The organism is Limosilactobacillus portuensis, assembly GCF_028607025.1.
In the GTDB taxonomy this organism is placed as follows: Bacteria; Bacillota; Bacilli; order Lactobacillales; family Lactobacillaceae; genus Limosilactobacillus; species Limosilactobacillus portuensis.
Map to the genome: position 1 here is coordinate 662,351 of NZ_CP117296.1, position 13,961 is coordinate 676,311.

Consider the following 13,961-nt stretch of genomic DNA (forward strand, 5'->3'; position numbering starts at 1 on the left):
ATTTGTTCGTGAAACAGATATAAAGGAGAATCGCAAACATGGATGACAAGAAGGTCAGAGTTCGCTACGCACCTAGTCCAACAGGTTTCTTACACATTGGTAATGCGCAGTCAGCCCTTTTTAATTATTTATTTGCCCGTCACTTTAATGGAACAATGGTATTACGGATTGAAGATACTGATACCAAGCGAAATGTTAAGGACGGAGAAGAAAGTCAACGGGAGAACTTGCATTGGTTAGGAATTGATTGGGATGAAGGTCCTAACAAACCTAATCCGAAGTATGCTCCGTACCGTCAAAGTGAACGGAACAAGCAAGGAATTTACCACAAGTATATTCAAGAATTGCTTGATAAGGGGTTAGCCTACAAGGATTACTCAACGGAAGAAGAACTAGCGGAAATGCGGGAACGGCAACGGGCTAATAACGAAGCACCGCATTATGATGGTCGCTGGTATGGTAAGAGCGAAGAAGAGCAAAAGGCTGCTGAAGCTAAGGGCTTAAAGCCAACTATTCGTTTCCACTTCCCAAAGAACCATGACTATGAATGGGATGATATTGCTCGGGGGCATGTTTCCTTTAACTCTGATAATCTTGGTGGTGACTTTATCATTGAAAAGAGTGATGGGATGCCTACTTACAACTTTGCGGTTGTTGTTGATGACCACACGATGGACATTACTCACGTATTACGTGGTGCTGATCATATTTCAAATACACCAAAGCAAATTGCAATTTACGAAGCATTAGGCTGGGAGCACCCCACTTTCTGCCACATTCCATTGATCTTTAATCCAAAGACCCGGAAGAAGTTAAGTAAGCGTGATAAGGATACCTTGCAATTCATTAGTGAATACAAAAAGCACGGGTACCTTCACGAAGCAATCTTTAACTTCATTGCTTTCTTAGGCTGGTCACCAGTTGGCGAACGGGAAATTTATTCTAAGGATGAATTAATTAAGGTTTACGATCCAAACCGGATGTCAAAAGCTCCGGCTTACTTCGACCAAAAGAAGCTTGATTGGATGAATGCTCAATATATTAAGAGCATGTCCGTTGATGAATTGACCGATCGGACCATGGAATTGGTAAAAGAAGGCGAAACTGAAGAAGCTAAGCGTTTGCAATCAATTCCGGAAGATCAGTTGAAGGACTTGATTATGAAGACAATCCATGTTCATCAACGTGATGTTAATAAGTTACTTGAAGTGATTGAATATGTTTGGTCCTATTACAACGTTCTTGATGAAAACTTCAATTACGATCTAATTAAGGACAATGAAGACTTCGCTAATGCTGATGTTTTAGCTGTCTTAACCGGATTAAAAGAAAAACTTGAAAACGGTGCGGATGACTACAGTCAAGCAATCAAGGAAGTTGGTAAAGCTACTGGCATTAAGGGACGTGGTTTGTACTTCCCACTTAACTTAGCATTTACTGGGTCAACTTCTGCTCCACAAATTTATGAGATTATGGACATCTATTCTCGTGATACAGATATTGAATTACTTGACCGGATGATCAAGGCGCTTCAAGATTAATTTTAAGATATAAATTATAGAGGAAGTTATGATTAGGCCTAAGATAGGCTTGACCAGAGCTTCTTCTATTTTATTTTTAAAATTTAACGAAGAAGCTTGACCATTACTGAACAAAAGACGTAATCTAGTAATTAATGATAAAATGAAAAACGAGGTTGTTAGAAATGGTTGAGATGAAGCAATACATGCGGAAATCATTGAAAGATGTTCCTAAACTAAAGATTTTTGAATTTAGTAATTATGCCTCACAATTTGACAATGTGATTAAATTTACAATTGGTGAACCAGATTTTAATACGCCAGAATACATTAAAGATGCAGCAATTAAAAGTATTAAGGATAATCGAACTCACTATGCACCACAACGGGGGACTGCAGGTCTGTTAAAAGCAGTTGCGGATTTCTTAGCTCAAAATTATGATTTGCATTATAATCCTCAAACTGAGATTTTAATTACTAACGGGGTAACTGAGGGAGTCTATTCAGCGATTACTGCAATCACTAACCCTGGTGATATTATTTTAGTTCCAACACCAACCTTTTCGATCTATAGTCCTGATGCAGTAATTGCTGGCGGGACAGCTGTTGAGGTTGATACCTCAAAGACAGATTTTAAATTAACTCCAGAATTATTGAAGTCCTATTTAGACAAATATGGTGAACGGGTTAAAGGGGTTGTTTTTGTTAATCCATCAAACCCAACCGGGATAGCTTATACTCAAGAAGAACTCAATGCGCTTGCCAAATTAATTAAGGGCAAACCGATCTTTGCGATTAGTGATGAAATTTATAGCGAACTAATTTATGATGGTGGATATGCTTCGATGGCACGGGCGCTACCTGAGCAGACAATTTTAACAAATGGTCTTTCTAAATCGTACGCAATGACTGGTTGGCGGATTGGTTACCTTTGTGCACCAGAAGCAATTACTAATGAAATTTTTAAGGTCCACTCTTTTGTAATGACGGATGTTGCGACCTTTACTCAAGATGCTGCTGAAGCGGCTTTAAAGGGCGGAACAGCAGCAACTAAAGAAATGGATGAAAAATATATCCACCGTCGTGATTATATGAAGAAATGGTTGACAGCAATGGGATTCGATTGTAGTCGGCCAATGGGAGCATTCTATATTTTTGCTAAAATTCCTGATTTCTTAGAGCAAGATGATGCTAAACTTGTTTATGATCTTGTTAAGAACGCGCGGGTGGCAGTCACAGCAGGTTCATACTTTGGTAAAGGTGGCGACGGCTACTTGCGGTTTAGCTACGCAACTGGGATGGATCAGATTAAAGAAGGAATGGATCGCTTAGAACAATACATTAATAAAACACGTCATCAGTAGTATTGAATTAAAAAAGCGACTCATGGTATTTGAGAAACATCAAATATCATGAGTCGCTTTAGGGTCTTTTCTATAGTTTAAAAAGAATTTAAGAGGCTTTGGAGTAAGCCTCTTAAATAAAGAGTGAATTGCTTCAAAAAAGTTAATCGCTCAGTTTCTTGGCGTCAGCATCAATCTTTGCAAAACCAGAACCATTTGGCTTCTTGTTGCTACGCTTTTCCATGGCTTTACGTGCCATTTCTTTACGTTCTTGCTTACTAAGTGCCATCTAACTTCGCCTCTTTCCGAAACGCTTCAACAACATAGATATTACACAAATGTGATATATCTATATAATAATTATAACCGATTTTATTTTAAAATCAACGATCAGTGGTTAAATGTAAAGAAACTCTTCAATAATTTATGAAGTTCTTTAAATCTTGCAGCAAGTCGATTAAGATAAAAGCTAGTTATTAAAGTGAGGAGCGGTGCATAATGGCAATTTCAGGACACGAACAAGCTGCTCATGACGTAAGTGGAATTATTAATCAGCGGATTGCTGAAAAGGTTTCCTTCCTGCGCCAAGTGGACGAAGCAGTAAAAGATCACCATGATAAAAAAATCTATCAGTTATTGGATAATCAACGTTATGCTAAGGAGATTGAACATCGGGAGCAACAACCCAACAACCAAAGCGTGATGAGTCTAGTTGATGACATTACTAATTACTTAAGCAACTTCTTAAGTATTAAATTAATTGATTATTTAGGAAAGAAGTATCCATTCTTTTATTATGAGGAATATGAGACTGGTCATTATCGGATCTACTTTGGTAATTGGTGGGATCGCCGTGAATTTGGTGAATTGGACGTTCTCAACGTTCGCTTCCTGTTTAATAATGATGAATACGATAAACTGAAGAAGACATTCGAATTGTCCCGTGATAATAAGCGATACAATAGCGATAAGATTGATAAAATCTCTGCTGAAAATGATCGGCTACAAGACTTAATCGATCATCAGCGTGAACGTGAAGAGCAGCGAACTAAGTTACAAGAGCAACTAAAGGATGTTAGTTCACGTTCAGGAATTTGGGAAAGTACTAAGAACAAGGAAAGCCGGCAAAGCCTTGTTGATGCTCTTCAAAAGTTAGAAGATGAAGAGGAAGAATCGCGAACAGCTACGCAAACAATCAAGGACAATGAGCAGGTAGTTCTATCGCTTTCAAAAGAAAATACGATTCTGAGCTATGAGCAAAAGGGCATTTTAGACACGTTTGGTTCCTTTGAAGACTTTGAATTAGCTAACCGTAATTTATACGCTAACTACATTAAGAGCTTATCTGATGACCAAGAAAAGCAGGTGACAGATGATGAACAATAAGCAAATGTTGAATCAACCATCTGAACAGTTAAATGCCTTGGCCCATTCTTTTGAGCACGGTCTGGAAATTGGTCAACATTACGTTAAATTACTAACTAAACTAGCCCAAACTGAAGATGCTCATGATCTTCTTACGGCAACAAACGATTTAGTAAATTTAGATTTAGAGGACGCGTTTGTTAAGTTTCCTCAACACTATCAGACTGCGGATTATTATTTGCTATTAATGGGACGATTGCTGGAAATGCACGCTAATGCAGAGTTCAAAATTACTGAAGATCCAACAAGTCATCGTTTTTATGCAACGATTTCTTCATTAGGTGAAAAGGTCCTCTTTCATTTTATTAAGGATGCGGAAGGAAATGCGGCCTTTACCGATGTTAATGATAATGAGCCGATTTTTTCTCTAAACCTCAAACATCAAATGTTGCGATTTAATAATAAGGCATTGGTAAACTACTTTATCATTAATGGGTTAAAAAAGTATTCGGATCTCGACTTACGCTCAGCAATCAAACCGTTATTGCTGTTTGCGCAAGCACTCCATGATGATTTGAATTTTGTAATTGATCGGGGAATCCTTGGTACAAGTAACCAACAACACTATGATTTAGCTCAGCCTGAACTGTCATTAACCGTAATCGATCGGTTATTCGTTGCTACTGCCGAAACTGACTACATGCTATTTAATTTGCCAAAGAATAATGGTGCTGAATTACGGCTTGAACGTCAGGTTAATCTTGATCTTTCGTTTGATCCTGATGACTACAGTCAACAATGGTTCTTCTCTGTTCAAGATCCTGACGCCCAAGTTTCATTCTTTGACCTGTTACTTCATTACCAACTAATTCGTGATTGGTACCTAAGCAATCGTGATGAATTAGCGGTTAAGTCGGATCCGTTAATGTTTGCCGATGATGAACAAGTTGAACAGGATGAGACGATAACCGATGAGCCAGTTCTTGAGGATGATGAGAAGATTGATTAATTGGACAACATTATTACATCAAGTAATTGATTTGGAACTCGATGTGGATGAGGCAAAGGAGCTGACGATTGGTCCAGAAACGCGCAAGCAAACAATCTTCGTTGCATTAGATGTAGAACTAGCAAAGCTTGCGAACAGTAATGGCTGGTTTAAAGTTCTTGATCAGCCCAAGAAAGATCCCGAGAAGTCACTTAAACATTACTTGCAATCACTTGAATTGTTGTTGCTGTTCAGTGCAAAGCAGCAGTGGACACATTTGATTGTTATGGATCAAAAACAATGGGATTTAATTCAACGGACTAAACCAACAACGAAACTTGCCGACCTTAATAAGCAATACTTAGCGATTAAACACTTTCTTAACGATGCTTACTATAATCATCGTCAGGAAAGCTTTCGCCATGCTTGGCATCTCCTAATAAAGTGGGGGCTGGTTGATTTAGAATTTAGTGGCGAAGAAGTTACTACTAAGTATAAAGAATTAATTGAACAGCAACGAACTTATTGGGTAAAAAATTAAAATCATTAATAGCAAAAAAAAAGGCTGACAGTTTGCCAGTCCTCTTTTTTGTTGAATCGAAAACGATCATGCTTTCCGACTATTATAACTGTTACGAGAAGCAACATGTTTACCAGCTGCTTGATCATCATTATCGGCTTTGTTACCAAACATAATTTGACCAACAACTGAACCAATTAAAATTATTATAATAACAAAGAATGGTAACATGATAAATCACCTCAAAAAGCATTCTCTATTTTTATTATTAGACTTTTTCATTATTTTGCAATTAATAACTAATAAACTGACCTAATCTTTATTAAATGTTTAAAATATTATCAATTTTAGAAGATTTAGCATGAAAGGTTTAACTATCACTGACCCTGGATTCTTTTGAGTTATCAATAGATTATTATTAAATTATTGAAGACTGCTTATATCCTGAGCATATTATTTGTTTAATACTTAATTAGTTGAAAAGATAGCTAATAGATTGATAAATTAATCATATATTAAAAAATATTTCAGGAAATGAAATATAGTCATTCTAGGACTGTCAAGTTGCTCACGTAGATGATATTTAGTGTAAAAAATAGCACTTCCTATTTTAAAGGAAATGCTATTTTTGTTCTATACACTATCTGCACACAAAATAAAAAAGAAGCCTGATATAACAGACTTCTAACGTACTATTTAATGAAACGAGAGGGACTTGAACCCTCAACCCTCGGTTTAGAAGACCGATGCTCTATCCAGTTGAGCTACCGTTTCAGACAGGTTATAGTATATAATTTTACGTCCATAATTGTCAATGTGGTTTGAAAATATATTGCATTTTTTATAGAATGATTACTTTGATTGTTTGACTGAACCGCTTTCAAAACCTATACTTTAAATTAGTAGAAGTACGAAAGCGAGGGGAACTTAAGCTGAAATCGAAGGGATGATGATTTATGGCAGGTAATAAGACAGATCCACGTGTGGTGAAGACACGGAATAGTCTTCGTAAAGCACTAGTTTATCTAATGCGAAGAGAAAAATTAGAAGACATCAGCGTTCAAAAAATTACTGAAACCGCCAACATCACCCGGGGAACTTTCTATCTTCACTATAAAGATAAGAAGGACTTCATCAGATCAGCGATTAATGAGATTCTTGATGAATTCTTTGATCAAGTGATGGTAGAGAGTGAGGACCTTAGTTTTTCTAAAGGGCAAACGGTGCAGGTGTTCTCACTCCAGAAGGCGTTTCAGTATATTGAAAGTGAAGCTGATATTTTTGATGTATTACTGAACAACGAACGAAATGACTTCTTTTATGAACAACTTTATGATCGGTTATCTGAACAGCTATCAAGGTTTTACACCGTGATGGCTGAATCAGATGAGCAACCAAAAGTTCCCTTGAATTTGCAGATCTCCTTCATTGATTCAGCACTTCTTGGGATAATAAGTCATTGGCTAAAAGACGGTATGATTTATACATCACGATACATGACTCAAAGCGTGGGGAAGATGCTTGATCAGTTAGATTCTAACAATATCCTCTTACTTGACTTCTTTAGTCATGAGGCTGAGCCAGCATTACAGGATATTCAATGAATCTTAATTTAGGGAGCGTCAGAATGGCAATTAGTCAGCTGACACTCCCTTTTTGAACTCTATAAAAGTTATGGTTGACTAATTAGTTGATTTTTGATATTATGCAACTGTTGTATTTGTGACCTAACAACTACAACCGCACGCTGCCAAGTTTAAAGCATTTGCTGCTTGGTTCGGCGAGTCTTAGAAATTAAGGAGGTGCACAAATTTATGTACGCAATTATCGTAACTGGCGGTAAGCAATACAAGGTAGAAGAAGGTTCATCCATCTACGTTGAAAAGCTTGATGCTAAGGAAGGCGACAAGGTTACTTTTGATCAAGTTGTCTTTGTTGGTGGCGATAGCACTAAGATTGGTACTCCATTAGTTGATGGCGCATCAGTTGAAGCTACTGTTGATAAGCAAGGTAAGGAAAAGAAGGTTGTTACTTTCAAGTACAAACCTAAGAAGCACACCCACACTAAGCAAGGTCACCGTCAACCATACACTAAGGTTACTGTTAACAAGATCAATGCTTAATGCGGAGGTAAATAATGATTCGGGTAACTTTTAATTTAAATTCGGATCACCTAATTACCGCTTTTCAGATGGCAGGGCATGCCGATGCTGGTCTTTATGGTCAGGATATTGTTTGTGCTGCTGCATCTGCTTTATCGATATCTACTATTAATGGTTTGACGCAGGTTGCTAAAACCAAGCCGAATGTTGATAGTGATGATGATAATGGTGGCTTTCTCGATGTTACTGATATTAGTTTGGCTCATGATGCTCAGATTATTATGCAGACATTCTTCAATGGAATGAATGATATTGCAGAAAGTTATCCTCAAAACATTGAAATAAAAATGTTTGAAAATTAAAAATATTTGCTGGAGGTGAACAACTATGATTATGAATTTACAATTCTTCTCTCACCACAAAGGGGGCGGTTCCACTGCTAACGGTCGGAACTCAGCTGGTCGTCGTCTTGGTACTAAGGCTGCTGATGGTTCAATCGTTACAGCTGGTTCAATCATTTACCGTCAACGTGGTACTCACATTAACCCTGGTGAAAACGTTGGCCGTGGTGGTGACGATACCCTTTACGCTAAGGTTGCTGGTCGAGTTAAGTTTGAACGTCTTGGCCGTGACAAGCGGAAGGTTTCTGTTTACCCAGTTGCCGAATAAAACATATGGGGACCGTGCCTTTAATGGTTCGGTCTTTTTTATTTTTAAATATTACCCCTCGTCATTAATTATCAAAATTACCTATAATAGAATTAAATCAGAAATGGGGGAATCAGCTAATGTCAAAAATCAGTAAATTACAAAAGAAGTTTGAAAAATTATACATTGATGCCTTTTTAGTAACTGATCAAAAAAACATTTATTATCTAACAGGATTTAACCTCCTTCAGGGGGATGGATGCTTACTAGTGACGCCGCAAAATGCCATTATTATTACTGACGAACGGTATCAGTTAGCCTTAGAAGAATTTGAATCTGATGAAGTTGTTGCAACGATTAGTCGGGATTATTATGGTGCCGTTAATAAAATTTGCGAGGGGCTCGACTTAACGGTCCTCGGCTATGAAGATACTATTCCCTATTATCTTTTTGATGTTCTTGATGAACTGATGACGTCTGATATCGTTCCTTTTCATCATTTGATAGAAAAAATGCGGTTAGTTAAAGATAGCACTGAGATTAGTAAGCTTCGTGCTGCCGCTGAATTACAATCAGCAGGATATGACTACGTTCTCTCGATCGTTCATCCAGGGATAACAGAACGTGAATTAGCAATTAAGCTTGATTACTGGATGAAGATGCAAGGTGCTTCAGGATCATCTTTTCCAACAATTGTTGCTAGTGGAGTTAATTCCGCAAAACCGCATGCAACTGCTTCAAGTAAGCCGATTGCTGATGGGGATGTTGTGACATTAGATTTTGGTTACTACCTTGATGGCTACACCGCAGATATGACAAGAACCTTTGCTGTTGGCTCAATTGATCCTGAACTCCGTGATGTTTATAAGATTGTGAATGAAGCTCGTCAGTTAGTGATCGATCATGCCAAAGTTGGTACCCATGGTGATGAACTGGATGCGTACGGTCGTGCATTAATCGAAGAAGCTGGCTACGGTGATGAATTTAATCATGGAATGGGACATGGCATTGGTTTAGCTGTCCATGAGCTACCGGCAACGTATGCGCCAGGAACAACAAGGGTCAAACTAAAAAATAATGAAGTGATTACGGTTGAACCAGGGATCTACATTCCCCAAATTGGTGGTGTTCGAATTGAAGATGATATTATTGTGACTCATGGTGGTGCAGAAGTGATCACGACTGCGCCAACAGAATTGATTATTGTTGGGGACTAGCAATGGATAAACTGAATCAACTTTATACCCAGATTGAACAGCAAGGAATTCAGGCGATTAGGACTCACCAAGAACAGCTTGATCCTAATTTGCAAAATTTAGAAGCCGATTCCAGGCAAGGGCTAACCCTACTTATTAAACTACCAGCTCACGTTACCAGAAACATTAATTTTGTACTAAATGAGCTTGAAAGACGGGAACCGTATCAATATTATTACACAGCTAATACTATCCATATTACTGTGATGGATATTCGGTGGGCTGTTTCTGACTTTCGTATGACCAAAGAAGAGTTAATTAACTATCAGCGAGTTATTCAGAAAACGATTGAAAATGTTAATGCAATTAATTGGCATCTGGCTGGATTGATTTGTAGTCCGGGAGCAGTTCTTGTTAAGGGCTTTTATTCTTCAGAATTACAGCAGCTTCGTAATGATTTAAGGACGAACTTCCTTAAGAACGGATTAGTATTGGATGAACGTTACGCAACCTCTTCTGGTCATGCAACAGTTGCGAGATTTAAAAAGAATCTTATTCACCCGCAAGAATTTTTAAATGAAATTAACAATTTTCATACTGTTGAATTCGGTGACTTCCGAACTAGTGAAGTTGATTTAGTAATTCATGATTGGTACAATCGTCGGCCACACCTGATAGAACGCTTCTCGCTCAAAACCACTTGAGTGGATTGTTGCTTTTTTCTAATAGATAGTGCAAAATAATACTGAGATACTTCGATGAAGATTATTGTAAAACCACTAAAATAATTAGTAGTTAATATACTGAAATACTATAAAATGGAGGACTTATAATGGCAGAAGATTCAAAGATCATCTTGAGCAGTGAAGATCAATCTCTCGGTACGATTGAAGTAGCACCTCGTGTTGTTGAGATTATTGCTGGCGTTGCTGCAAGTGAAATTGACGGTGTTTCAAAAATGTACGGTTCGCTTGCCAATAGTTTTGGTGAATTATTAGGACGGTCTGATCAGCGTCGTGGAGTTAAGTTAACTAGCCAGAATGATAATTTAACTATCGATATTGATGTTTATATTGATTATGGTGTTTCAGTTCCTAAGCTCGCTGCAAAGATTCAAGACCGGGTAAAACAACAAGTAACGTTGATGACTGATCTAAATGTTAGTGAAGTTAATATTCACGTTAAAGGAATTGTTCAAAAGAAGGAAGAACAAACAGTGGATCCGGATGATATTTTTGGAGAACACGAAGATGATAAGGCTGGTGAAAAATAATGATGCCAAATCGACACGCAGTTCGTGAAGAAGCCTTTCAAATTTTATTTGCTAAGCAATCAAATCCAGACGCAACGTTAACCGATATTTATGAATCATTACCAAGCCATGCTGATAAAATTCCAGCATACTTACAAACGTTAGTTGAAGGAGTTACTGAACATCAAGAAAAACTTGATGAGCAAATTACGCAACTTTTAGCTAGTGGTTGGGAAATTAATCGTCTTGCCCAAACAGACTTGGTAATTTTGCGTTTGGCTTTATATGAGATTCAATTTGTAGATGAAGTACCAACTGTTGTAGCAATTAATGAAGCATTGGAATTAGCTAAAACATACAGTAATGATAAGTCCCGTAAGTTTATCAATGGTGCATTAGGCAAGTTTGAACGCCAATTAGAGAGTAACTAAATATTGGTTTAAGGGAGAGAATGCAGTAAAAATGCAAACTCTCTTTTGCTTTAAACTTCTTTTGGTATTGATATGGTAAAATATTTTTAGGTAAATTGGAAAAGGAGAATGGCAGAATGGCGATACTAATTGACGGCCGTGCAGTGGCAAAAGAAATTAATGAAAATACTGCGGAACGAGTAGCCCGCTTAGCCAATGAAGGGATTATTCCCGGCTTGGCAGTAATTTTGGTCGGTGATGACCCGGCCAGTAAAATTTATACCCGAATGAAGGATAAAAAGGCCAAAAAATTAGGAATTCATTCTGTGCTTTCGGTCTATCCAGAAGATGTTCGTCAAGAAGAACTTTTGCATGATATTCGTCAATTTAATGAAGACAAATTAATTAATGGGATTCTTATTCAGGAGCCATTGCCTGATCACCTAGATGGAAATGAACTCCTGAATGCGATTGATCCGCGTAAAGATGTTGACGGATTCCATCCATTTAATGTTGGCTGCCTATATAACAATATTAAGGAGAACTACCCGGTTAGTTGTACACCGCGTGGTATCATGAGCCTTTTGAAACATTACCAAGTGAATTTGGAAGGAGCCCGTGCAGTCGTTATCGGCAGGAGTATTCTTGTTGGTAAACCGATGGCAACGTTACTTGAAAATGCTAATGCGACAGTTACAGTTGCTAATCGTCATACTAGAAATCTTAGTGAAATAACTAGACAAGCCGATGTCCTTGTTGTTGCGGCAGGAGCTAAGCACTTAATTACCGGTGAAATGGTCAAAAAGGGTGCAATTGTAATTGATGTTGGCATTCACCGCTTAAAAGATAAGACACTGACGGGGGACGTTGATTTTGAAAGTGTTGCTCCTGTTGCCAAAATGATTACTCCTGTTCCGGGTGGTGTTGGTCCGATGACGATTGCGACACTAATGGAACAAACCGTTGATCTTACGGAGTGGAGTCATAATGGATAGAAGTCAGTACTTAACAGTTAGTGAATTAACGAGTTATCTAAAACAAAAATTTGATCGTGATCCTTACTTAAAAACCGTTTATTTGACTGGTGAACTTTCAAATTTTCGTCTTCGACAACGCCATCAATATTTTAGTATTAAAGATGAAAATGCAGTTATTGATGCTGTAATGTTTGAACGTCAATTTCGTCAAGTAAATTTTCGTCCTGAAACTGGGATGAAGATTTTAGTTGTTGGTCATATTGGTCTCTATGAAAAAAGCGGTCGATATCAGATTTACGTTGACCGAATGGAGCCAGATGGGCTTGGTGCTCTTTACCTCCAATTTGAACAGTTAAAAAAGAAATTGGGGGCTGAAGGACTCTTTGACCAAATTCCCCGACCAATTCCGCAATTTCCTAAAAGAATTGCTGTTGTAACTAGTTTAGATGGTGCGGTAATTCGTGATATTAACACAACGGTTCGTCGCCGTTATCCAATCGCCCAGGTCGTTCTATTCCCGACTGTTGTTCAAGGTGATAAGGCTGCCGCTGATATTGCTCGTCAAATTAACCGGGCAAACCAGATAGGAAATTTTGACACAATGATTATTGGTCGTGGTGGTGGATCGTTGGAAGATTTATGGCCCTTTAATGAAGAAATTGTTGCGCGAGCAATCGCTAACAGCCATATTCCAGTGATTTCGTCGGTTGGTCATGAAACTGATACCACTATTGCTGATTTAGTTGCCGATCAACGGGCAGCTACGCCAACTGCAGCGGCAGAATTAGCGACTCCCAATCGCCTTGCAGATGTTTTAATGACTATTCAAGATGATCAAGTTCGTTTAAATAGTACAATGAAAAAATTGATTGATTTTGACCGAAAACAATTACAAAAACAATTGCAAAGTTATATTTTTCAGCAACCAAGCAGGCTATATGAAAATTATGCTCAGAAGCTAGATCAATTAACACAAACCTTAGAAAACGATGTTGATAATCTTGTTAAGGATCGGTTAAACCGTGTTCAACAACTACAAGGAAGGTTACAAATTAACTCTCCTCAGCATACAATTGAATGGGCACAAGAAACGGTTACTCAACTTCAGAACAGGTTGCTAAGTAGTGCCAAAAATAGTCAGCAACAGCGCCAGCAGCAAGTAATGAGCCTGATTCAGCAGTTAGATTCTTTAAGCCCGTTGAAGATTATGGGACGTGGATATTCATATGTTACCTACCGTAATTCAGTTGTTAATACAGTTAAAGAATTGAAAACTGGTCAGCAGGTAAGCCTTCATTTTAATGATGGAAAAGCAACAGCAAAGATCATTAACACAAAGGAGAACTAAAATGGCAGAGAAAAAAGCAACATTTGAGGAACAATTAAGCCAACTTCAACAAATTGTTAGTCACTTGGAGCAAGGAAATGTTCCGTTGGAGGAGGCACTTACTCAATATAAAGATGGAATTGAGTTGGCGCGGGCACTTCAAAAAAAGTTAACCAGTGCTGAAAAAACATTAGGAAGTCTAATTGATGACGAAGGCAATGAGAAACAGTACGAGAAAGCGACAGATGATCCAAGCAATAATGGTGGTGGCAATCGTGGCTATGGCAGTGATGATGAACCGCTAGAGGAGTAA

Annotated in this window: 18 protein-coding genes, 1 tRNA gene and 1 other annotated feature; of the genes, 16 read left to right on the forward strand and 3 right to left on the reverse strand. The window is 38.0% G+C overall.

Features of this window, described 5'->3' with window-relative positions:
- Positions 1 to 38: 38 nt before the first annotated feature.
- Together gltX and PRK60_RS03350 are read left to right on the forward strand one after the other, a co-directional pair.
- A complete protein-coding gene (gltX, locus tag PRK60_RS03345; RefSeq protein ID WP_102168972.1) occupies positions 39 to 1,541 on the forward strand; it encodes a glutamate--tRNA ligase in 1,503 nt (500 codons plus the stop codon).
- Between the two features lie 164 nt (positions 1,542 to 1,705).
- Entirely contained in the window at positions 1,706 to 2,884 is a 1,179-nt protein-coding gene (locus tag PRK60_RS03350; RefSeq protein WP_273646324.1) for a pyridoxal phosphate-dependent aminotransferase, read from the forward strand.
- Positions 2,885 to 3,026: 142 nt separating this feature from the next.
- Here the strand turns inward: PRK60_RS03350 and PRK60_RS03355 are convergent, their stop codons facing one another.
- On the reverse strand, positions 3,027 to 3,152 hold the full coding sequence (locus tag PRK60_RS03355) for a hypothetical protein (protein ID WP_270512906.1): 126 nt from the start codon (positions 3,150 to 3,152) through the stop codon (positions 3,027 to 3,029).
- A 209-nt stretch (positions 3,153 to 3,361) separates the two neighbouring features.
- Here PRK60_RS03355 and PRK60_RS03360 point away from each other — a divergent pair, with 209 nt between their 5' ends.
- From PRK60_RS03360 to PRK60_RS03370, 3 genes are read left to right on the forward strand one after another with little or no spacing between them, the layout of a single operon-like run.
- Positions 3,362 to 4,249: an exonuclease SbcC gene (locus PRK60_RS03360; protein WP_102168970.1), complete on the forward strand. Its 888-nt coding sequence runs from the start codon at positions 3,362 to 3,364 to the stop codon at positions 4,247 to 4,249.
- A complete protein-coding gene (locus PRK60_RS03365) occupies positions 4,236 to 5,237 on the forward strand; it encodes a hypothetical protein (protein WP_102168969.1) in 1,002 nt (333 codons plus the stop codon). The genes PRK60_RS03360 and PRK60_RS03365 overlap by 14 nt, the downstream gene beginning before the upstream one ends.
- Entirely contained in the window at positions 5,221 to 5,757 is a 537-nt protein-coding gene (locus PRK60_RS03370) for a hypothetical protein (protein WP_273646426.1), read from the forward strand. Before PRK60_RS03365 ends, PRK60_RS03370 begins: the two co-directional genes overlap by 17 nt.
- Positions 5,758 to 5,823: 66 nt before the next feature.
- Here the strand turns inward: PRK60_RS03370 and PRK60_RS03375 are convergent, their stop codons facing one another.
- Both PRK60_RS03375 and PRK60_RS03380 read right to left on the reverse strand, forming a co-directional pair.
- A complete protein-coding gene (locus PRK60_RS03375) occupies positions 5,824 to 5,967 on the reverse strand; it encodes a hypothetical protein (protein ID WP_003717317.1) in 144 nt (47 codons plus the stop codon).
- A gap of 469 nt (positions 5,968 to 6,436) precedes the next feature.
- Positions 6,437 to 6,510: transfer RNA gene (locus tag PRK60_RS03380), tRNA-Arg, on the reverse strand.
- Positions 6,511 to 6,692: 182 nt separating this feature from the next.
- On the opposite strand from PRK60_RS03380, the gene PRK60_RS03385 reads away from it, so the two are divergent.
- From PRK60_RS03385 to PRK60_RS03435, 11 genes are all read left to right on the forward strand, one after another.
- Positions 6,693 to 7,340, forward strand: coding sequence for a TetR/AcrR family transcriptional regulator (locus tag PRK60_RS03385; RefSeq protein WP_102168967.1), 648 nt, complete (start codon positions 6,693 to 6,695; stop codon positions 7,338 to 7,340).
- 124 nt (positions 7,341 to 7,464) lie between these two features.
- Positions 7,465 to 7,534: a sequence feature (ribosomal protein L21 leader region), on the forward strand.
- 16 nt (positions 7,535 to 7,550) lie between these two features.
- Positions 7,551 to 7,859, forward strand: coding sequence for a 50S ribosomal protein L21 (gene rplU / locus PRK60_RS03390; protein WP_003717320.1), 309 nt, complete (start codon positions 7,551 to 7,553; stop codon positions 7,857 to 7,859).
- A 14-nt stretch (positions 7,860 to 7,873) separates the two neighbouring features.
- Positions 7,874 to 8,200 (forward strand): ribosomal-processing cysteine protease Prp, encoded by a 327-nt coding sequence (locus PRK60_RS03395; RefSeq protein ID WP_273646325.1) that lies wholly within the window; start codon positions 7,874 to 7,876, stop codon positions 8,198 to 8,200.
- Between the two features lie 25 nt (positions 8,201 to 8,225).
- Positions 8,226 to 8,507: a 50S ribosomal protein L27 gene (gene rpmA, locus PRK60_RS03400; RefSeq protein WP_003717322.1), complete on the forward strand. Its 282-nt coding sequence runs from the start codon at positions 8,226 to 8,228 to the stop codon at positions 8,505 to 8,507.
- A 119-nt stretch (positions 8,508 to 8,626) separates the two neighbouring features.
- Positions 8,627 to 9,703 (forward strand): M24 family metallopeptidase, encoded by a 1,077-nt coding sequence (locus PRK60_RS03405; RefSeq protein WP_273646326.1) that lies wholly within the window; start codon positions 8,627 to 8,629, stop codon positions 9,701 to 9,703.
- Between the two features lie 2 nt (positions 9,704 to 9,705).
- Positions 9,706 to 10,386, forward strand: coding sequence for a 2'-5' RNA ligase family protein (locus PRK60_RS03410; RefSeq protein WP_102168906.1), 681 nt, complete (start codon positions 9,706 to 9,708; stop codon positions 10,384 to 10,386).
- A 128-nt stretch (positions 10,387 to 10,514) separates the two neighbouring features.
- Complete coding sequence (locus PRK60_RS03415; protein WP_102168905.1) at positions 10,515 to 10,955, forward strand: Asp23/Gls24 family envelope stress response protein; 441 nt, start codon at positions 10,515 to 10,517, stop codon at positions 10,953 to 10,955.
- The gene (gene nusB, locus PRK60_RS03420) at positions 10,955 to 11,365 is read left to right on the forward strand and encodes a transcription antitermination factor NusB (protein WP_102168904.1); all 411 of its coding nucleotides are present in this window, start codon (positions 10,955 to 10,957) and stop codon (positions 11,363 to 11,365) included. Before PRK60_RS03415 ends, nusB begins: the two co-directional genes overlap by 1 nt.
- A gap of 116 nt (positions 11,366 to 11,481) precedes the next feature.
- Complete coding sequence (gene folD / locus PRK60_RS03425) at positions 11,482 to 12,339, forward strand: bifunctional methylenetetrahydrofolate dehydrogenase/methenyltetrahydrofolate cyclohydrolase FolD (RefSeq protein ID WP_273646327.1); 858 nt, start codon at positions 11,482 to 11,484, stop codon at positions 12,337 to 12,339.
- Complete coding sequence (xseA, locus tag PRK60_RS03430) at positions 12,332 to 13,669, forward strand: exodeoxyribonuclease VII large subunit (protein ID WP_273646328.1); 1,338 nt, start codon at positions 12,332 to 12,334, stop codon at positions 13,667 to 13,669. The genes folD and xseA overlap by 8 nt, the downstream gene beginning before the upstream one ends.
- A gap of 1 nt (position 13,670) precedes the next feature.
- Entirely contained in the window at positions 13,671 to 13,961 is a 291-nt protein-coding gene (locus tag PRK60_RS03435) for an exodeoxyribonuclease VII small subunit (protein WP_102168901.1), read from the forward strand.